Source organism: Terriglobia bacterium (genome assembly GCA_020072645.1).
In the GTDB taxonomy this organism is placed as follows: Bacteria; Acidobacteriota; Terriglobia; order Terriglobales; family Acidobacteriaceae; genus Angelobacter.
In genome coordinates this window covers 64,214-83,272 of sequence record JAIQGK010000009.1, presented here as the reverse complement: position 1 = coordinate 83,272, position 19,059 = coordinate 64,214, and the positions used below count along the sequence as shown (strand labels likewise).

The following is a 19,059-nucleotide window of genomic DNA, read 5'->3' as shown; positions in this document are numbered from 1 at the left end:
AAAGTAGCTATTTGGGCCCCGTAACGGGCGGCATGGGCTGTTCGCGACGCGGAGCCTCGGTTCTTTTTTGCGAACTGCCGTCGCCATCGGGCTCGCGGATGAAGCTGCTGGTTGCTGGTGGCGCGCCGCGTACACCCTTCTTGAGGTTTTTGAGGACATCGTCTTTATCAACAGTGTAGTCGCGCGAGAGACGGGTCAAGGCCAGCGTCACAATGTCAGAGTGGTGAATGTCTTCAGTTCCTGGAAGTCTTTTGATATCCAGCCAGATCTTGTGGACCAGATGGACGTCTTCCGTCTTCATGGTGGGCGTGTGCGGGCCAATACGGTAGCTTTCCACCGTGGAGTCGGCGCGCACCACCTGGAACACGAACTGCCGCTTGGGCTCCGGCATGGCTTCCCATGCCTGGCCCAGACGGAAAGCCTGTTCTTCTCCGGTCATCTTGCTGGAAACCCCGGACACTACGGCGGAAGATTCCAGCGCGTTGGCCGTCTGAACAATGGCAGACCAGACATCGCGGGCGGGAACGACCAGCAGAGATATGGTCTTGCCGTAGCTTTCGGCAATTGAGACGGCTTTTGTGAAGAGCGTCTGTTCATAGTCGCTGAAGATCTGCTCCATGGCCAGATCGCGATCAGCGCTGCCATAGCCTGTGAGGCGTGCCTCCATGACCAGGATGTCAGTCTCGCCGGTGTCGGTGTTTTCCAGCGTCCAGCGCAGATGATTCAGTGTGTTGTAGTCGCGCACCGTGACCAGCACGTTTCCAGGACTTACCTGCACCGCTTCCCGATCAATAGTTTCCTGGTGGAGCAGATGGAAATGCTCCTTCATCTGCTGTTCCACGTGAGCGAACTTGCGCTTATTGATCTTCTCAGAGACGGTAAAGATAAAGAAAAAAGCGAATGAAAACGCAAGACCCGCGACGGTGGCGACCTGCTTGGTGAACAGATTCACAATCGCGGTGGAGAGCAGGACCAGGTGAACGGACGCGAGCCCAATAGGAATTTCAACCTTCCCGCCACGCCACGGTATCTTGATATTTGGCGGCACACGCCATCCGCGTTCGCCCTTGTACTTGAACCGCAGCACCAGCATGGCCAGGCTGTTGAAGGTAAAGCTCCAGATCACGCCGAAAGCGTAAGCTTCACCCAGGACGTAAACGTTACCGCGACTGAGAAGAATCGTGAATAACTGCAGCCCAACAATCAGATTGATGATGCGATAACTGGTGCCAAACCTCCGGTGCGGACGCCGGAACCAGTCTGTAAGCACGCCGTCTTCAGAAACCCGGTTTAACACGCCATTGGAGCCGATGATAGAGGTGTTAATGGCGCCGGAAAGAATCAGAAAACCGACCACTACCACGAATACCCGAAATACTAGCTTCAAAATATGTGGCCCGACCATGTACATGGCCATGCCGGAAATCAGGTTGTCTTTGTAAAGGGGTACCCGGACTTCATCGGGAATAATCATCACGGCCAGCAGGGAACCGATGCCGGTAAAGACAAAGCTGAAGATCGCGATGATCAATGCTGCCCGCTTCAGGTTGCGCAGCTTGGGGCTGGCAATTTCGCGGTTCACCTGGGCCAGCGATTCCTCACCGCTCATAGCTAGTACAGAGTGGCCGAACGCTATCAGGATCCCAAAAAGGCCGACAGATTTTCCCAAATCAGTATTTTTTAAGAAGCCTAGCGCTTCAGCGCTGAAGTGAAGATTCTGCGGTATGGGCAGCGGAGGCAGAGATGCGCCATTATGGAAAACGGTATAAAAGGCCCAGACCATCAGGATGACGACCATCACCGTGGTGATCTGCATCACCCGGAGCGCTTTGTCGCTGGATTCTTCTATGCCCTTGATGTTTTCCCACCAGTAGTAACAGGTCACCAGCAGAGCGAATGCTGCAGCCGCATGGTTCACGTCGATCTGCGGCGTGCCATGGAACATCACGTGCATGGCTTTTGGCACCCAGCCATGCTGATCCGCGGTAGCAAACAGCTCATTGATAAGGCTGGCGATATATTGCCCGGCGGCGACGCCGGAAATTGGGCCGGTGAGTATGTAGTCAAACATCAGCGCGGAAACGCTGAATTTGGCGAAGGCCCCGCCCAGAGCTTCTTTCACCACACGATAGACGCCGCCGCGGGTGAACATGGAACAGCTTTCCACGTAGACCGAGCGCACCGCGAAGGCGAAGAGCATAACGCCCAGAATGAACCATGGAGCTGACTTGCCGACAGCCTGCTCCGCGATGCCACCGGCATAAAAAGCGGACGAGCCCAGGTCATTCAATACGATGGCAGCGGCCCGCCAGTAAGAAATGAACGTGAGCATGACCGAGGTCGCAACGACGATGCGGACCCGGTTCGAAAGTGGTGGGACAGCTCCTGAGCCTGCTGACATTTTGAAAAATAAACAATCGCCACAACGAATCAAAGCGCCTGCCGGCGCTTATTCGCTGGGCCGATCCAAGTTCCTTAAGTCACCCGATTCGACGCCTAATCTTTAATCTTCTTCCAGCATGCTCTGGGCCGTTTTTATAGCCGTGACAATGATTACCGGCACAGCGCCGATCAGTCCCGCAAAAAACAGGTACTTGAAGACCGGCAAAATGTAGTGCACCAGGAAGCTCACTCTAGGCATTGTAGTCCTGTGGGTTCGAGGAATCAAAGTACGTCCCTCAGTTTGCTAAAATCTGCTCAGTGCGGAACATTCCTTCCAGAGCCTGGATACTCGCGTTGGTTTCAAGCGCGCTGCAGATCCTCGTTTTTCCCAACATAAATCTTTATTTCCTATGCTGGATTGCCATGGCGCCGCTGCTTTATGCGCTGCTGCGAGGCCGCGGCGGCGAGGGCGAGCTGTTCGATTCTGAAGGAAGGTCTCTGCGTCCGTTCACCGTGTGGCAGGGTTTTTTGATCGGCTGGGCCAGCGGCATTGTCTGGTACGCGGGAACGTGTTACTGGATATATCCCGTAATGCACGTTTATGGGCGGCTGCCCGGCGTTGCAGCCACGCTGATCACCATTGCGTTCTGTATTTACATGGGGCTGCACCACGGAGCTTTTGCTGCGCTGGTAGTGATGATGGCGAGGAGATCGACGACAGGGAACCGCCGTCCCTTGCTGCTTGCGCCCGTCTTCTGGACAGCGATCGAGCTTTTTCGCGATCGAGTGATTGGCGATCCATGGAACCCGCTGGGCGGTGCGCAAATTGACAATATCCCTTTTGCGCGGATGTCGCAGGTGGCCGGCGTTTACGGCCTGTCATTTGCGGTGATGCTGGTGAATTGCGCCCTGGTGGCTGCAATACTGCTTCGCGGGCAGCGCCGCAAGAACCTGCTGGTTGCGACAGTGGCGGCAGCAATCGCACTGCAAATAGGAATTTTTGCCAAGCCGGATCCTTTTAGGGCAACGCATCAAGCCGTACTGATGCAGGAAAATGTTCCGTTGCTGGACCAGAAAGATTGGACTCCGAGATACTTTGACCAGACGATTTCCGAGCTGGTGAAGCAAAGCGTGGAGGCGGCGCCCAAGGACAATAGTCCCGGGCTGATTGTCTGGCCGGAATCGCCTGCTCCGTTCTTCATCGACGATCCGCGTGTGCAACAATGGCTGGTCGCAATGGCGCAGGACAAAAATTCATACCTGGTGATCGGTACTGTGGGTGAAACTCATGAATCCGGCGGCAGGCAGCAGCTTTTAAACTCCGCGCTGGTGATGGATCCCCATGGGAACATGGTGGGCCAATATGACAAGATCCATCTGGTGCCGTTTGGTGAATACGTGCCGTTTCAAAGTCTGCTCTTCTTTGCCAACAAGCTCACGCGTGAGGTGGGCGACTTTGCCCGCGGCAGCCAGCGCAAGGTATTCGATCTAGGCGGCGTTCATGCGGGAGTTTTCATCTGTTATGAATCGGTTTTTCCCGATGAAGTCCGCGAGTTTACCGCGAACGGCGCGCAGGTACTCATCAATATTTCCGACGACCTCTGGTACGGAGAAACCGGCGCACCGGCGCAGCATCTGCAAATGGCAAGAATGCGCGCGGTGGAGAACCATCGCTGGATGCTGGTGGCTACCAACAACGGCACCACGGCCTCTATTGATCCGCTGGGCCGGGTGGTGAAGCACTCACCGCGCAACGTGCGCACCGCGCTGGTCGCGCCTTTTTCTCCGGAAACGGAAGTTACTTTTTACAGCCGCTATGGCGACGTGTTTGCCTGGGCTTGTGTGGTAATCTCATTATTAGCGGTGTTTGTGCGCTGGCGCTACCGCGCTGCCACCATGATTGAAGCCCGCCCCGCATAAAAGTTATGGTCGAAGAATTAGAACGCGAATACACCGCCGTGCGCGATAAAGTGCGCGATCTGCGGAGCTATCTTTGACGCCCCTTCACTCCGCCAACAATTAGCTGAGATCGAAAAGAAAGTCGGCGATCCCAATGTGTGGGCCGATCAGGAAAAGTCGCAGGTGCTGATGCGCCAGCGCCGGCGTCTGGAAGAATCGCTGGCCATGGATGCCGATCTGGGCCGCCGCGTAGAGGACATTCAAGCTTACTTTGACCTGGCCCGCGAAGGCGAAGCCGTGGTGGAAGAGCTGCGCAAGGAAATCGACCAGCTGCGCGAAGTGGCCGACAAGCTTGAAACACAAACGCTGATGTCCGGCGAGCATGACATGCGCAACGCCATTGTCACGATCCATCCCGGGGCCGGAGGGACGGAATCACAGGACTGGGCGGAAATGCTTTTGCGGCTTTATCTGCGCTGGGCAGAGCGCCAGGGCTTTAGCACCGAAGTAAACGAATATCAGCCCGCGGAAGAAGCCGGCATCAAGTCAGCGACGTTTACCGTGACCGGCGACTATGCCTATGGGCAGTTGCTGAGCGAAATCGGTGTGCACCGGCTGGTGCGCATTTCGCCATTTGATCAGGCCAAGCGCCGGCATACATCTTTTGCCAGCGTATTTGTCTCGCCGGAAATCGATGACTCCATCCAGGTGGACATCAAGCCGGAAGACCTGCGGATTGATACTTATCGATCAGGCGGCAAGGGCGGCCAGCACGTGAACACCACGGATTCCGCGGTGCGCATTACGCACATCCCGACAAACATTGTGGTGGCGTGCCAGAACGAGCGATCGCAGCATAAGAACCGCGAGCGTGCCATGAAGATGTTGCGGTCCAAGCTCTATGAATATGAGCTGGAGAAAAAGCGCGCCATCAGCAAGAAGCTGGAAGATTCCAAGCTGGACATTGATTTTGGCTCTCAGATACGCTCATATGTATTGCATCCGTACAGATTGATCAAGGACCATCGCACCAAGATGGAAGTAGGCGATGTGGACCGCGTGCTGGATGGCGACTTGAAACCGTTTATCCGGGCATTTCTTGTGGCGAGGAGAGATGGAACCAGCAGTACTTAGTATTTGGTAGTCAGCCGCAAGCTCGCTATTGTGTTGCCATTCAGGATCGGCATGGATCAGTCAGGCAAAGCTAAATACCAAGTACTAACTACTAGATACTGCCTATGGCCCCTATTCTTGAACTGATAAAAAAGAATGCAGTGCCTGTGAACGTGATGCGCTCTGCCGCCCGGGGCGCTCTGCCGCTGTCCGCCGATGAGACACTGGAAGTGCTCGTCTACATGGCGCAACATCCGCTGTTTGGGCAAGACGCCCGTATGACGCTGGCCGGATGGGACGCGCAGTCGGCGCTGGAAGTACTGAACAAAGATACGGCCACGCCGGAAGTCCTTCTGTATTACTGGCAGCCGGAAAACCGCCGCCCGGTGCTGATGCCGACGCTCATCGAAAATCCAGCGATCCCAGAAAATCTGTTGATGGAACTTGCCGACACCGCTTCCCGCGAGACGGTAAAGATGCTGCTGGCCAGCGCCCGTGCGCGAAGCATGCCCGGCGTGGTTGAGGCGCTACTGGGAAATGCGAATGTGACCCCGGAGGAAGCGCAGGAATTGCAGGGGGGTAGCCCTGAACCAGAGGCCGTTCCGCAGCAGACGGAACAAACACTGGAAGAATTTGAAGTTGTTCCGGACCCGGAATCCGCAGCTGCATTAGAGGCATTTCAGCGGGAACATGCCGCCGCAATTGCCTCGGAAGAAGACAAGCCTTTTGAACTGGTGAAGGATGAAGACCCTGCGGCAGAGGTCGTAACGACAGAGGCGGCGAGTGTTGGGGAGGAGGTAGGAGAGTCGGCAACCGCTGTCGCTTCAACAGGTGCTCAGGCGGGCGCGGTGCAAGGCGCTGTCGCGCGAGGCATTGCTCCAGAAAATATTGACGATTTTGATGCTGCTGAGCAGAAAAAACTCACAGTGTTGCAGCGGATTTCAAAGTTAAACGTAGGCCAGCGGATCAAGATGGGATTTATTGGCGGAAAAGAAGAGCGGGCGCTGCTGATTCGGGACACGGCGCGGCTTGTACAGAATGCGGTGCTGTCATCGCCCAAGCTGACGGACGCTGAAGCGGAGTCATTTGCGGGATCGAAAAACCTGCAGGAGAACGTTTTTCGCGAGATTGCGCGCCAGCGGCGCTTCCTGAAGCTTTATCCCGTAGTGCGCAATTTGGCCAATAATCCACGATGCCCATTGGATATTTCACTCACTCTGGTCAAGACACTTCACGTTTATGACCTGAAGAGCCTGCGCCATAACAAGAATGTTCCGGACACCATTCGCAAAGTGGCGGCTAAACTGTACACGGAGAAGGCGTCGCGAGGCGGAGCGAAAAAAGAGTAGCCGCCGCGCTATTGCGTATGTGATGGCCGTCAATGACAAACCTTTAGGCCGATGGCACGCTTCTGAATAGAATGCTGCTTTCCCGGAGAACGTACCTGTGGACACCATGAAAACAACCGCGACCGACGAGATTGGCGAACTACTCAAACGCACCAAGACGATTGCCGTGGTGGGACTTTCAGATAGCCCACTACGCCCGAGCTATGGCGTGAGTGCCTATATGCAGAGCCATGGCTACAAAATTATTCCGGTCAATCCATCCATCAAGGGCTCTCTGGGTGAAAAGGCGGTTGGCTCTCTCGCCGAGATCGAAGAGAAGATCGATATGGTGGACGTGTTTCGGCGGTCTGAGTACGTGCCCGATCTGGTGGATGAGGCGATCCGGCTGAAGGTTCCGGCGATCTGGCTGCAGGAGGACGTTATCCATGAAGAGGCGGCTGAGAAAGCGCGCAAGGCGGGAATTTTCGTGGTGATGGATAAGTGCATTTTGAAGGAGCACAAGAGAAGGTTTAGTTAGATCGATCGAGAACGAACCTCGCCAAAAAAGGCATCGGGATTGCACCGATGCCTTTGTTTATCTGCTGAAGTAATTTCGGTTTGTGCCGTCATAGCGACTGGAAGTCAGACAGCATTTCTTGAAATTTTCGTCCTGAGCCGCATGGGCAAAGGTCGTTTCTTCCAAGCTTTTCTCGTAGCTCTTTCATGCCGCCACGGAGCGCTCTGAAAGCCGCGTTTTACGTTGGTTTCAGAAGCGAAAGCCACGGCGGCGCTTGCTGCTACGGACGAACATTGGCTGATCTTCAAATTGGGATTTCACGGTAACTCTCCTTTGCTTGTGAATTGGCGCCCGCCACATCACGCAAAGGACTGGACAAGTATAACCCGGGAATTTTCACAGCCGAGAATGGCTGTGCCGCACAATTTTGCTTTCTGGAAGCTATTTAAAATTGTCCTCTTCCTCTTTTCTTCTGAGTTTTGAGGGTTTTGGTTTTGTCTCATCCGCCCGATGCAGTTCTTCTTTTCTCTGCTTGATCTCTTCCATCCGTTGCGCCAACAGTTTTTCCCGGCCTTCTGAGGTCGGGTGATAGTATTCGCGGCCGCGAAGGTTATCCGGCATGCACTCCATGTCGGCGACTTTTTCGTCGAGATCGTGCGCGTACTGGTAGCCCTTGCCGTAGCCGACCTGCTTCATGAGTTTTGTAACGGCGTTGCGGATGTGCAGCGGAACGGGCTCAGCGGCTGTCTTTTCTACGTCTTCCATGACCGCGCCATAGGCGGTGTAAAGCGCATTCGATTTCGGCGCCAGCGCAAGATAGACCACAGCTTGCGCCAGGGCCAAACCACCTTCCGGCATGCCAAGGAAATCGATAGCGTCTTTGGCTGAGAGGCATAGGTTCAGCGCTTCCGGGGCGGCCAGGCCGATATCTTCAGAAGCCATGCGCACTACGCGGCGCGCGATGTACAGAGGGTCCTCGCCGGACTCAAGCATGCGGACGAGCCAGTAGAGAGATGCGTCGGCGTCGCTGTTGCGGACAGACTTGTGCAGCGCGGATATCAGGTTGTAATGCTCTTCGCCTGATTTGTCATAAAGCAGGACGCGCTTCTGGAGCGTGTCTTTGATGATCTGTTCTGTGATCTCGCCGGTATCTCCGGCGGTGGAAGCGGCAACTTCAAGCACGTTATAAGCGGAGCGGGCATCACCGCTGGTGTAAGCCGCAATTTGTTGCAGGACTTCGTCGGCTGCGCGCAAATTCATTTTTCCCAGGCCACGTTCCTGGTCTTCCAAAGCGCGGCGGAGTAAGACGACAATCTGCTCTTCAGTGAGCTGGTTCAGGATGTAAACGCGGCAGCGCGAGAGTAGAGCGCCGTTGATCTCGAATGACGGATTTTCCGTGGTTGCGCCGATCAGCCGAATGTTGCCGCGTTCAACATGAGGCAGAAAAGCGTCTTGTTGGGCGCGATTAAAGCGATGGATTTCGTCGATGAAGAGGATGGTTCGCGTGCCGTAAGCGCGAGCCTTTTCCGCGTCGGCCATCACCTGCTTGATTTCCTTGATCCCGGAGAGCACGGCGGAAAACTCGATGAACTCCGCTTTGGTTACATGCGCGATGATCTGTGCCAGTGTGGTCTTGCCCGTTCCGGGCGGCCCCCAGAAGATGATGGAGCCGGGATCGTCACGTTCAATCTGGAGGCGCAACGGCTTGCCGGGGCCAACGATGTGCTCCTGGCCGACAAACTCATCCAGCGTTCGCGGGCGCATGCGGTCAGCAAGAGGACGCGCGCCCTTGCCTTGCTGGTCGGGAAGTGACTGGAACAAAGACATCAGAAAAACCTTACCACTGATGACACTGATTGCACTGATTTACACGGATCGAACACCAAAATAAGTGGTTACCGCAGATTCGCGCGGATCAACGCGGATCATCTAGATGATTTCAAATTGGCTAATTCCTTGTCTAACAGAGCTTTTGTCGATTCGTTGAGTTCTGTGGCTTGCTCAAGCGTCTCCACAGTGCCGATTTCAAGCTGTATGTACCGGCAGGTGTATCGATCGGGATTGTTCGCGGCTTCCGCGGGCCGAAAGCAAAGAATGTACTCGGTTTTAGTTCTGTTCAAGAACATCTCAGCCAAGAAACAAGCATGTTGTTTTCTTGCGTACTGATCGATCAGCTCAAAGGATCGTTTCGGTGTCATCTAAATCCGCGTTCATCTGCGGTAAGTTTCTGCCTTTGCCGAGCCGCTTCGTACAACAAGATAGATGCAGCGATTCCTGCATTCAGCGACTCAACGCGCGGCGAATGTGGGATCGTTACTAACTCGTCGGCCAACGACAAAATCTCTTGCGGCACGCCTGCGCCTTCATTCCCAACTACGATCATTGCTGCGCCGGTGAAGTCAGCTTCATGCAGAGGCTTGCCTTTATGCGACGAAGTAGCCAGAACGCGCACGCCGCGCTGCTTCAGGGCAGTGATGCTTTCGCCCAGTTTCACACGCAAGAGCGGTTCTCTGAATAACGACCCAGCGGAGCCGCGCACGACTTTGGAGTTGAATAGGCTGACGGTTTTTTCTCCCAGCAGAACTGCGCGCGCGCCAAACGCCTCGGCGGAGCGAATGATTGTCCCAAGATTTCCCGGATCTTGAATGCCGGCAACGCCGACGAGCAAGGAATCGGACGCTGACTCCAGCAGATCTTCAAACTTATGCGGCCGGAGTTTGACCAGAGCGGCCACGCCTTGCGGCGATTCAGTACTAACGGCGTTCACAAAGACTTCGTCGGGCAGCAGCAGGACTTCAACTTGGCTGCCGATTTGCGGCAGCAGGCGCGTGGCATGGCCCGAGCCGGCCTCGCTGAAGAACACAGCCTGAAAGCGCAGACCACTGCGGATGGCTTCTTCAAGCATGCGCAGGCCTTCAACGGCCAGATAGCCTTCTGCAGTGGGCTCGCCCTGGCTAAGCGCTTTGCGCAGGTCTTTGACCAGAGCGTTCTGGCGGCTGGAAACGCGGCGAAGGCGGGAATCGGCTTCATGTATCATCATCCCCGATCATAATCCACCTGACTGTATGTAACGTAAGATGCCACGAAAAGACAGCCTGCGCGCTCATGTAATCAAGGCAACGCTGATTGCGTTTGCATGCTTTGCCGCTTTCATCTTGAGCGAATTTGCTCAGTCTCCTGTTACATTCCTGTATGCCTTGCTCCTCCCGGTTTACTGGCTCGTGTTGTGTGGGATTGCGATTTATCGCTTCCGCTGGCGTGGCTTGTGGGCACTTTTGGGTACGCCGCTGGCGCTGGCGTTGCCTTATGAAATTTTGCACCATCTGATTGCCTGCCACCGCGGTCCATGTATGTAGCCAGAGAGGTCTAGGTTTTTCCCTGTAGCTGGTTTATTCTTAGTCGTTTGTCAGGGCGACGGGCGGCAATTTAACGGACGCAACCGTCACACAATTGTTCGAGCATACTCAGTTGGGGGATTCAGTATTGTCTGCGGAAATTCTAAAAATCAATCCTGATACGCCGGACGCGCGTCTGGTTTCTTATGTGGCTGACCGCATCAAGCAAGGCCAGGTCGTTGGAATGCCCACGGACACATTTTATGGGCTGGCCGCTGATCCATTTAACCTCCGCGCGGTTGACTTGATCTATGACGTAAAGACCCGCAGCCGTCACAAGCCGCTTTCACTGCTGATTGAAAGCGTGGAGCAGGCGGAATACCTGGCGCGTCCGCTGCCGGACGTGTTCTATGAAATCACGCGCAAATACTGGCCCGGCCCGCTGACGATCATCGTGAAAGCGTCATCGCGGCTGCCGCTGAAGGTTACGGCGAATACAGGCAACGTCGCGCTGCGCGTGCCCGCTTCGCGCATTGCGGTGGAAGTAATTCGCACGGCCGGCGTGCCTATTACGGCGACCTCCGCCAACATCAGTGGAGCCAGCGAATGCACCACCGCGGAAGGAGTGCGTCAGCAGCTGGGCAAAAGCATTAGCTTGATTGTGGACGGCGGCACGAGCCCGCGCGAGGTGGCTTCTACCATCATCAACATGAGCGATCCCGGGCACATTACCGTCCTGCGGCAAGGTGCGATTCCTGAAAGCGATCTGGCTGAGTTCCTCCGGTTTGGCTGAGGCTAATCCGCATGGCGACCAAGCGTTGGAAGAAATGGCTGTTGTGGCTTCTGGTGCTGCCGGTCTGCTATGCAGCGGTGATCTACTGGCGGATTGTGGACCAATCTGGCCACGACGAATCGCGCACGGCTGACGCTATCGTTGTTTTTGGCGCTGCTGAATATGACGGCCGCCCTTCACCGGTGTATAAAGCGCGCCTTGACCGCGCCGCACAGCTTTTCCATCATGGGCTGGCGCCAATCGTGATCACGACCGGCGGCTCCGGCGGCGATCCCCGCTACAGTGAGGGCGTGGTAGGACGCGAGTATCTGAAGACCCTGGGCATTCCCGATAGCCAGCTCATCGCGGAAACCCAGAGCGACGATACCGCTGAATCGGCTCGGCGCGTCAGCACCATTATGTATGTCAACAGCATGCATTCATGCCTGGCCGTGAGCGATGGCTATCACATTTTCCGCATCAAGCAGATGCTGGCGCGGGAAGGCGTGACTGCTTATGGCGCGCCGCGGCCCAATTCCAGACCGCTTAACTTTTGGAAACGGCAGGAATCGGCATGGCATGAGATTGGGAGTTATACGCTTTGGCTGTTTCATTTGACGTAGACGTCAAAGGCGGTGAAAAGATTGCTTGCGAGCGTAGAACTCGATGAAAACAAAAGTTATACTTGACTGAATGAATGTTCATTCAGTAAACTTAAAGGTGCTTGCAATTGACGAGATACGGCCTGCGTCTCCCTAGTACTGCTGGTCTGCCACTATCACTGGTTGGTGCTGGAAAACTGTTATGATTCTGAACGTCTCACGACTCGTCTTCTCGCCCGCGCCACCCAACTTCCAGGAGATGCCCAGATGAGTAATGTTGCAGTTCCCGCGGCACCGCAGTCCCGCAGCTCAAACGGAGCGCAAACCAGCCAGAATCCTCAAGGCCAAAAGACCGGGCACCAGCGGATCAATAAAGTTGCCGTGCTCGGCGCCGGGACCATGGGTGCGCGCATTGCGGCGCACTTTGCCAATGCCGGCGTGCCCTGCGTGCTGCTGGATATTGTGACGCCGGACGCAGCACAGAGCACGGACAAAGCTGCGCGCCGAAAGCTGGTTGCAGGCGGACTGGAAGCGGCGGTCAAATCCAAGCCCGCGGCATTCTTTGAAAAAGGGCTGGAGCGGCTCATCACTATCGGCACGTTTGACGACGACATAAAGCTGCTGGCCGATGCGGACTGGATCATTGAAGCGGTGGCCGAGAACCTGGAGATCAAGCGCGGGTTGCTTCGCAAGGTTGAAGGCATTCGCAAACCCGGAAGCATTGTTACTACCAACACCAGCGGGCTCCCAGTGGCCAGCATTGCGGAAGGATTCGTCCCGGATTTCCGCCGCCACTGGTTTGGCACGCACTTCTTCAATCCGCCGCGCTATATGCGCCTGCTGGAAATTATTCCCACGCCGGAAACCGACCCGGCGGCGATTGAGACCGTGGCGCATTTCTGTGACGTGCGCATGGGCAAGGGAATTGTCACGGCCAAGGACACGCCCAACTTTATCGCCAACCGCATCGGCACATTTGCCGGGTTGAATGTCTTCCGCATTATGCAGGAGATGGACCTGACCATTGAAGAGGTGGACGCGCTGACTTCAAGCGGCGGCTGGAGCAAAGCGCCTACGTTCCGCACTATCGATCTTGTCGGCCTTGACGTGCTGGGCAGCGTGGTCACCAACTTCAGCAAAAATGTTCAGGACGAGCGCTCTGACCTGAAGCTGCCGGATTTCTTTAAGCAGATGCTGGAGAAGAAGCTGCTGGGCGACAAGGTGAAGTCCGGTTTCTATAAGAAGATCAAAGGCCCACAGGGAGAAGAACGCCAGGCCATTGACTGGAAGACGCTTGAGTACCATCCCGTGCAGAAGGCGAAATTTCCCGCGCTGGAGCTGGCAAAAAACATTGAAGACATGGGCGAGCGGCTGCGCACGATTCTTGCCGGCGATCCTCGTGACAAAGCTACCCAGTTTATCTGGACCACGCTGAGCGATCTGTGGACATACTCGGCCAATCGCATTCCTGAAATTGCTGACACCGTGGTCGAGATCGACCAGGCGATGCGCATGGGGTTTAACTGGGAAGTCGGACCGTTTGAGGTCTGGGACCTGGCCGGCGTGGAGCCGACTGTCGCGCGCATGAAGAAGGAAGGCAAGCCGAGTGCGGCCAATGCGGAGAAACTTTTAGCCGCGGGCGCGAAGACCTGGTACAAAGACGATCCCTCATCGCCCAGCGGCCGCGCTTACTTTGATCTGCGCACAGGCACGTATCAGCCAGTGAAAGTGGCTGAAGGCGTATGGTCTGTCTCGACCGCAAAGAAATCGAACGGTGTGGTCAAGAAGAATGCCGGCGCATCGCTCATTGATTTAGGCGACGGTGTGGGCTGCATTGAATTTCATTCCAAGATGAACGCTTTGGGCGGCGATATTGTCCAGATGGTCACCCAGTCACTCAAGACCGGCGGCATTGGCGACCAGTTTGAAGAGTTTGTGATCACCGGCGACTCGGCGAACTTTTCCGTGGGCGCCAACCTGATGATGCTGATGCTGGCCGTGCAGGAAGAAGAGTGGGACGAAGTTGACATGGCCATCAAGCAGTTCCAGGGCATGACGCAGGCCATCAAGTTCTGCTCGCGCCCCGTGGTCACGGCGTCTTTTGGCATGACGCTCGGCGGCGGCTGCGAGATCAACCTGCATTCCGCAGCGCGCCAGCCACATTCTGAACTTTATATGGGACTGGTGGAAGTTGGCGTAGGTCTGCTGCCCGGAGGCGGCGGCTGCAAAGAGATGCTGCTGCGCGCGCTGGACAATGCGAAGGCCGTTCGGCCCGATGGTCGCGGTGAGTCAGTGGAAGTAATGGAAGGCATGAAGCGAATATTTGAGACCATTGCCATGGCGAAGGTCTCAACTTCCGCGTATGAAGCACGCGGTCTTGGCTTCCTTTCTGATGGCGATGTAATTTCGATGAACCGTGAGCGCATCCTGGCGGACGCAAAAGATCGCGCGCTGGAGCTGGCCCGCGCCGGATATCGACCACCGGTGCCGCGCATGGACATCCCTGCGCCGGGAGAAAACGCGCTTGCGACGTTGCGCCTGGGAATCCATCTAATGAAGCAGGCGGAATACATCAGTGATCACGATGTAAAGGTGGCGACCAAAGTGGCCGAGGTAATCTGCGGCGGCAACGTGACGCCGGGAACGCCGGTGAGCGAGCAGTACATTCTCGATCTGGAGCGCGAAGGGTTCAAGTCGCTCTGTGGCGAGAAGAAGACACAGGAACGCATACAGTTCACGCTGAAGACCGGCAAGCCGCTGAGGAACTAGTGAAAAAACGCGGACTCGTCATCCTAGGCGTAATCGTGTTGCTGGGAGCATGGCTGATGGTGGTGGGCTATGAGTTCCTGCAAAAAGAAAATGCGCGTTTTCAAAAGAACGTGAAGGTGGCCAAGGAAGAGCAGCAACGTTGTGTGGCGCGGAACTCGAAGTACAGGAACTACGACCAGTTTCGCACCAGCATCCGGTTGCCCTATGCGAGCGATTTACCTGCTGAGCGATGGATGCATCAATACGATACGCTGCGTGCGGGCATGAGCGAATCAGAAGTTGAGATCATTCTGGGCGCGCCGGATTACGCGCGGTGTGATGTAAGCAAGCAGGGCGATAAGTTTGTGGGATCAACGTGGGTGTATGCAGTGTCAGTGCCGAAGGATGTGGCGAGCGATAGCGAAAACAGCGTGTTGCAGATTGTCTTTGGCCCAGATGCCAGGCTAACTGACAAGAACGCGATGAACATGCAGGCCAAAGCGAGTCCGACGCCGAGTTCGGTAACAACGCCGGCTCCATCGGTGCCGGCATCGGCTGCGACTCCGCCGCAGGATGCAACTTCATCTCCGACTGCGACGCCGCAGCCGACGCCGAACGTGAATGCAACACCGGTGGCGGCTCCGAGCGCGACGCCAGCAGCCACGCCGCAACAGGTACCATCTCCGACAGAGACGCCGAGTCAGACGCCGCAATGAGGATCGTGCGCAGGCGAGGGCGCCTGCGGTCCACAGTTGTTTTGAAAAGAAATTGTTTGGAAAGGTATAAAGGATTGCCGAACGGATTCTACGGAAGACCGGATGAATGGGACGCGCTAGAAGCTCCGTTGCTGCGAATTGATCCGTTGTTTGTCAGTTTCTCTGAAGAGTGGCATATGAAGTTGTCCAAGAATTATCACAATTGGCCGGAGAGATCGATGGAGTGGTATCAAGGTTCAATTCGGAAATTGATTCAGATTTTCTTGGAGAGCGAGAAATACCCTACTTACACGCTGTGGGTTTGTGCCTCAGAGGATCGAGACGGCAGAAGGTACTGGAAGCACAAGACCCTCAAGAAGGCAGTCGAGTTCAAAGAAATTGAAGCGAATTTAAGTCATCTTCTGAATGAAGCCAAGTCGCATTTGAACGGTTGGTCCTCTGACGAACTTGGCTTTGCAACCACGTTAGGAGTTCATAATGCGTGAAGTCGTAATAGCAAGTTCGGTTCGTACCCCTGTAGGAAAATCAGGAAAAGGCACCTTGCGCGCCACGCGCCCGGACGATCTGGCCGCTGTCGCAATCAAGGGAGCGCTGGATCGTATCCCGCAGCTCGACAAAAAAGAAATCGAAGACGTGATCATTGGCTGCGCTACGCCGGAAGCGGAGCAGGGCATGAACGTGGCGCGCATCGCGTCACTCCGCGCGGGCTTGCCGGTGGAAGTCTCCGCCATGACCATCAATCGCTTCTGCTCGTCGGGATTGCAGGCGATTTCGCTGGCGGTGGATTCTGTGGCGTCGGGCCGCGCAGAAGTCGCCATCGGAGGCGGGACGGAATCAATGAGCATGATTCCCATGGGCGGGAACAAAGTCTCGATCAATCCGTGGCTGATGGACAACTATCCTGACAGCTATCTTTCCATGGGACTCACGGCGGAGCGGCTGGCCAAGAGATATGGCATTACGCGCCAGCAGGCCGACGAGTTCTCCCTGAACAGCCACAAGAAGGCCATCGCAGCGATTCAGGGCGGCAGGTTCGAAGATGAGATTGTGCCGGTGCCGGTGAGCTTTACCACGCCCAACGGTTCCAAGCCAAAGCGGATGGAGATTGTCTTTAAGGTCGATGAAGGCCCGAGAGCTGATTCGACCATAGAAGCTTTGGCGGCTTTGAAGCCGGCTTTCCATGCCCGGGGAAGCGTGACGGCAGGGAATTCATCGCAAACTTCTGACGGCGCGGCGGCAACTGTGGTAATGAGCAGTGACAAAGCCCGGCAACTCGGCATCAAACCTATGGCGCGATTTGTGGCGTTTGCCACGGCAGGCTATCTGCCGGAAGAAATGGGACTCGGGCCGGTGTATGCGATTCCCAAAGTCCTGAAGATGGCAGGGCTGAAGCTGGAAGATATCGACGTATTTGAGTTGAACGAAGCATTTGCCGCGCAGGCGCTCTCTGTGATCAAGGAAGCGGGGCTTGATATAAACAAGATCAATCCCAATGGCGGGGCGGTGGCGTTGGGACATCCCTTGGGATGCACCGGAGCCAAGCTCACGGCGACGATCTTGCGCGAACTGAAGCGACGCAATGGCAAGTACGGAATCGTGACCATGTGCATCGGCGGCGGCATGGGAGCGGCAGGGATATTCGAGAACATTGCATGAGTTCTTCACCACAGAGGGCACAGGGTCCTGAAGATCGGGTGATCGCCGTGATCGGGAGATCGGGTGATCTGAAAGCGGAAGTATTGAGTTCTAACCTAAGAGCCAAAGGCCAAGAGCTAATGGCTGGAAGCTAGCAGCTAGGAGCTATCTAAGGAGATTTATGGCTACAGTAGCAGTCCCAAACAAAATCAAACTGGCGGGCGGAAGTTTTCTTATCGACGAGCACGCAACTGACCAGGTTTTTACCCCTGAAGACCTGAGCGAAGAGCACCAGCAGATTGCGCAGACCACGCAGGACTTTGCCCGCAATGAGATCCTGCCCAACGCGGACAAGATTGAGCACAAGGAGTTCGCGGTCACGCGCGGGTTGATCCAGAAGGCGTGTGAAATCGGCATCGCCAACGTGGATATTCCAGAGCAGTACGGCGGATCGGACATGGACAAGATCGCGTCCGCGATCATCAATGAGCATATTTCCGTTTCCGGCAGCTTCAGCGTAGCGTTTGGCGGACACACCGGAATCGGCACGTTGCCGATTGTCTATTTCGGTACGCCGGAGCAGAAGGCGAAGTATCTGCCTAAGCTCGCGACGGGCGAATTGATTGCCGCGTATGCGCTGTCTGAATCCACGTCAGCTTCTGACGCGATGAACGCGCGCACGAAAGCCGTGCTATCGCCGGACGGAAAAGAATGGATCCTGAACGGCGAAAAGATGTGGATCACCAATGGCGGTTTTGCCGACGTGGTGATTATTTTTGCCAAGGTGGATGGCGAGAAGTTCTCGGCTTTCATTGTGGAGCGTGGCTTCCCGGGCTTCCAGTCGGGCGCGGAAGAAAAGAAGATGGGCATCCGCGGATCGTCGACAACGCCTATCATCCTGAACGATTGCCGCGTGCCCAAAGAAAACCTGCTGGGAGAGATTGGCAAGGGACATGTAATCGCTTTCAACACTCTTAATATCGGGCGCTACAAGCTGGGCGCGGGCGTGGTGGGCGGCGCGCGCAATGCGCTCAATAATTCCATTGGGTATGCCAAGCAGCGCAAGGCGTTCGGCAAGACGCTGGCGGATTTTGGGATCATCCAGGAAAAGCTGGCGAATATGGCCGCAGGAATTTACACGGGCGAATGCATGTCCTATCGCACGGTGGGGATGATTGATGCGGCGATGTCTGAGATCGACAAGAACTCGCCCGACGTTTACAAAGAAACGGCCAAGGGCATTGAAGAATATGCAGTCGAGTGCTCGATCCTGAAAGTGTTTGGCTCGGAGATGCTGGATTACGTTGTGGATGAGACTGTCCAGATTTATGGCGGCTATGGTTTTGTGGAAGAGTATCCGGCGGAGCGGGCGTATCGCGACTCGCGCGTGAACCGCATCTTTGAAGGCACCAACGAAATTAATCGCATGATCATCACCGGCTGGCTGCTAAAACGCGCCATGAAAGGCCAGTTGCCGCTCATGCCGGCAATCAAGAAGTTAACGGACGAAATCATGTCAGGCCCAAGTTCAGCGGAGCCGCTGGAAGGCCCGCTGGCTGCCGAGCGCACGCTGGTCAGCAACGCCAAGAAAGCCGCGCTGATGCTGGCCGGAGCGGCGGTGCAGAAATACATGGCGGCCATCGAACAGCAGCAGGAAATTCTTTCCGCGATTGCAGACATGGTGATTGAAGTCTTTGCCATGGATTCAGTGGTGCTGCGCACGCAGAAGCTGGTTGAGCGTCAGGGTGAAGCGAAGTGTGCTTTGGCTATCGCCATGGCCCAGGTCAGCCTGACACACTCCATGGATAAGCTTGAAGCAGCGGCGAAAAAAGTTGTCGCTGCGGTTTCAGAAGGCGACATGCTGCGCACACAGATGGTCATCCTGCGGCGGCTGTTCAAGCATGAGCCGTTCAATGTGATTGCCCTCACCCAGCAGATTGCAGCGCGGATGATTGAGGCAGGGAAGTACGTGCGGGCTTAAACAAAGAGCTTTAACCACAAAGGACACAAAG

16 protein-coding genes and 1 pseudogene are annotated in these 19,059 nt (G+C 55.7%); 12 read left to right on the top strand and 5 right to left on the bottom strand.

Annotated elements, in window-relative coordinates:
- Positions 1 to 7: 7 nt before the first annotated feature.
- A complete protein-coding gene (locus LAO76_13820; protein ID MBZ5492004.1) occupies positions 8 to 2,332 on the bottom strand; it encodes an APC family permease in 2,325 nt (774 codons plus the stop codon).
- A gap of 171 nt (positions 2,333 to 2,503) precedes the next feature.
- Positions 2,504 to 2,641 (bottom strand): hypothetical protein, encoded by a 138-nt coding sequence (locus LAO76_13815; GenBank protein MBZ5492003.1) that lies wholly within the window; start codon positions 2,639 to 2,641, stop codon positions 2,504 to 2,506.
- A gap of 164 nt (positions 2,642 to 2,805) precedes the next feature.
- On the opposite strand from LAO76_13815, the gene lnt reads away from it, so the two are divergent.
- From lnt to LAO76_13795, 4 genes are all read left to right on the top strand, one after another.
- Positions 2,806 to 4,302: an apolipoprotein N-acyltransferase gene (lnt, locus tag LAO76_13810; protein ID MBZ5492002.1), complete on the top strand. Its 1,497-nt coding sequence runs from the start codon at positions 2,806 to 2,808 to the stop codon at positions 4,300 to 4,302.
- A 5-nt stretch (positions 4,303 to 4,307) separates the two neighbouring features.
- Positions 4,308 to 5,415 (top strand): peptide chain release factor 2 gene (gene prfB, locus LAO76_13805; protein MBZ5492001.1). Its coding sequence is split into 2 segments (ribosomal slippage): positions 4,308 to 4,376 and positions 4,378 to 5,415, totalling 1,107 coding nucleotides; the frame shifts between segments, so codons are not numbered across the junction.
- Positions 5,416 to 5,519: 104 nt separating this feature from the next.
- Positions 5,520 to 6,743, top strand: coding sequence for a hypothetical protein (locus LAO76_13800; GenBank protein ID MBZ5492000.1), 1,224 nt, complete (start codon positions 5,520 to 5,522; stop codon positions 6,741 to 6,743).
- Between the two features lie 106 nt (positions 6,744 to 6,849).
- On the top strand, positions 6,850 to 7,260 hold the full coding sequence (locus LAO76_13795; GenBank protein MBZ5491999.1) for a CoA-binding protein: 411 nt from the start codon (positions 6,850 to 6,852) through the stop codon (positions 7,258 to 7,260).
- A 57-nt stretch (positions 7,261 to 7,317) separates the two neighbouring features.
- Here LAO76_13795 and LAO76_13790 read toward each other — a convergent pair.
- From LAO76_13790 to LAO76_13780, 3 genes and pseudogenes are all read right to left on the bottom strand, one after another.
- Positions 7,318 to 7,599, bottom strand: a pseudogene (locus LAO76_13790) (SEC-C domain-containing protein).
- 81 nt (positions 7,600 to 7,680) lie between these two features.
- Positions 7,681 to 9,066: a replication-associated recombination protein A gene (locus LAO76_13785; GenBank protein MBZ5491998.1), complete on the bottom strand. Its 1,386-nt coding sequence runs from the start codon at positions 9,064 to 9,066 to the stop codon at positions 7,681 to 7,683.
- A gap of 367 nt (positions 9,067 to 9,433) precedes the next feature.
- The gene (locus LAO76_13780; protein ID MBZ5491997.1) at positions 9,434 to 10,276 is read right to left on the bottom strand and encodes an RNA methyltransferase; all 843 of its coding nucleotides are present in this window, start codon (positions 10,274 to 10,276) and stop codon (positions 9,434 to 9,436) included.
- Positions 10,277 to 10,316: 40 nt separating this feature from the next.
- Between LAO76_13780 and LAO76_13775 the strand changes: the two genes are divergently transcribed.
- The 8 genes from LAO76_13775 (at position 10,317) to LAO76_13740 (ending at position 19,028) form a co-directional block, all read left to right on the top strand.
- Positions 10,317 to 10,595 carry a hypothetical protein gene (locus tag LAO76_13775; GenBank protein MBZ5491996.1) on the top strand — a complete coding sequence of 93 codons (279 nt, stop codon included), beginning with the start codon at positions 10,317 to 10,319 and terminating at the stop codon, positions 10,593 to 10,595.
- A 127-nt stretch (positions 10,596 to 10,722) separates the two neighbouring features.
- A complete protein-coding gene (locus LAO76_13770) occupies positions 10,723 to 11,367 on the top strand; it encodes a threonylcarbamoyl-AMP synthase (GenBank protein MBZ5491995.1) in 645 nt (214 codons plus the stop codon).
- An 11-nt stretch (positions 11,368 to 11,378) separates the two neighbouring features.
- Entirely contained in the window at positions 11,379 to 11,969 is a 591-nt protein-coding gene (locus tag LAO76_13765; GenBank protein ID MBZ5491994.1) for a YdcF family protein, read from the top strand.
- Positions 11,970 to 12,215: 246 nt separating this feature from the next.
- On the top strand, positions 12,216 to 14,717 hold the full coding sequence (locus tag LAO76_13760; GenBank protein ID MBZ5491993.1) for an enoyl-CoA hydratase/isomerase family protein: 2,502 nt from the start codon (positions 12,216 to 12,218) through the stop codon (positions 14,715 to 14,717).
- Positions 14,717 to 15,412, top strand: coding sequence for a hypothetical protein (locus tag LAO76_13755; protein MBZ5491992.1), 696 nt, complete (start codon positions 14,717 to 14,719; stop codon positions 15,410 to 15,412). The genes LAO76_13760 and LAO76_13755 overlap by 1 nt, the downstream gene beginning before the upstream one ends.
- Positions 15,413 to 15,468: 56 nt before the next feature.
- Positions 15,469 to 15,897: a hypothetical protein gene (locus tag LAO76_13750; protein ID MBZ5491991.1), complete on the top strand. Its 429-nt coding sequence runs from the start codon at positions 15,469 to 15,471 to the stop codon at positions 15,895 to 15,897.
- Entirely contained in the window at positions 15,890 to 17,068 is a 1,179-nt protein-coding gene (locus LAO76_13745; GenBank protein ID MBZ5491990.1) for an acetyl-CoA C-acyltransferase, read from the top strand. The genes LAO76_13750 and LAO76_13745 overlap by 8 nt, the downstream gene beginning before the upstream one ends.
- Positions 17,069 to 17,228: 160 nt before the next feature.
- On the top strand, positions 17,229 to 19,028 hold the full coding sequence (locus tag LAO76_13740) for an acyl-CoA dehydrogenase family protein (GenBank protein MBZ5491989.1): 1,800 nt from the start codon (positions 17,229 to 17,231) through the stop codon (positions 19,026 to 19,028).
- Positions 19,029 to 19,059: the final 31 nt, after the last annotated feature.

What these genes read in the sequence shown, in the direction of transcription:
- LAO76_13820 (MBZ5492004.1), bottom strand. Translation starts at nt 2,332, where the DNA reads ATGCTCACGTTCATTTCTTACTGGCGGGCCGCTGCCATCGTATTGAAT.
- LAO76_13815 (MBZ5492003.1), bottom strand. Translation starts at nt 2,641, where the DNA reads ATGCCTAGAGTGAGCTTCCTGGTGCACTACATTTTGCCGGTCTTCAAG.
- lnt (MBZ5492002.1), top strand. Translation starts at nt 2,806, where the DNA reads ATGGCGCCGCTGCTTTATGCGCTGCTGCGAGGCCGCGGCGGCGAGGGC.
- LAO76_13800 (MBZ5492000.1), top strand. Translation starts at nt 5,520, where the DNA reads ATGGCCCCTATTCTTGAACTGATAAAAAAGAATGCAGTGCCTGTGAAC.
- LAO76_13795 (MBZ5491999.1), top strand. Translation starts at nt 6,850, where the DNA reads ATGAAAACAACCGCGACCGACGAGATTGGCGAACTACTCAAACGCACC.
- LAO76_13785 (MBZ5491998.1), bottom strand. Translation starts at nt 9,066, where the DNA reads ATGTCTTTGTTCCAGTCACTTCCCGACCAGCAAGGCAAGGGCGCGCGT.
- LAO76_13780 (MBZ5491997.1), bottom strand. Translation starts at nt 10,276, where the DNA reads ATGATACATGAAGCCGATTCCCGCCTTCGCCGCGTTTCCAGCCGCCAG.
- LAO76_13775 (MBZ5491996.1), top strand. Translation starts at nt 10,317, where the DNA reads ATGCCACGAAAAGACAGCCTGCGCGCTCATGTAATCAAGGCAACGCTG.
- LAO76_13765 (MBZ5491994.1), top strand. Translation starts at nt 11,379, where the DNA reads ATGGCGACCAAGCGTTGGAAGAAATGGCTGTTGTGGCTTCTGGTGCTG.
- LAO76_13760 (MBZ5491993.1), top strand. Translation starts at nt 12,216, where the DNA reads ATGAGTAATGTTGCAGTTCCCGCGGCACCGCAGTCCCGCAGCTCAAAC.
- LAO76_13745 (MBZ5491990.1), top strand. Translation starts at nt 15,890, where the DNA reads ATGCGTGAAGTCGTAATAGCAAGTTCGGTTCGTACCCCTGTAGGAAAA.
- LAO76_13740 (MBZ5491989.1), top strand. Translation starts at nt 17,229, where the DNA reads ATGGCTACAGTAGCAGTCCCAAACAAAATCAAACTGGCGGGCGGAAGT.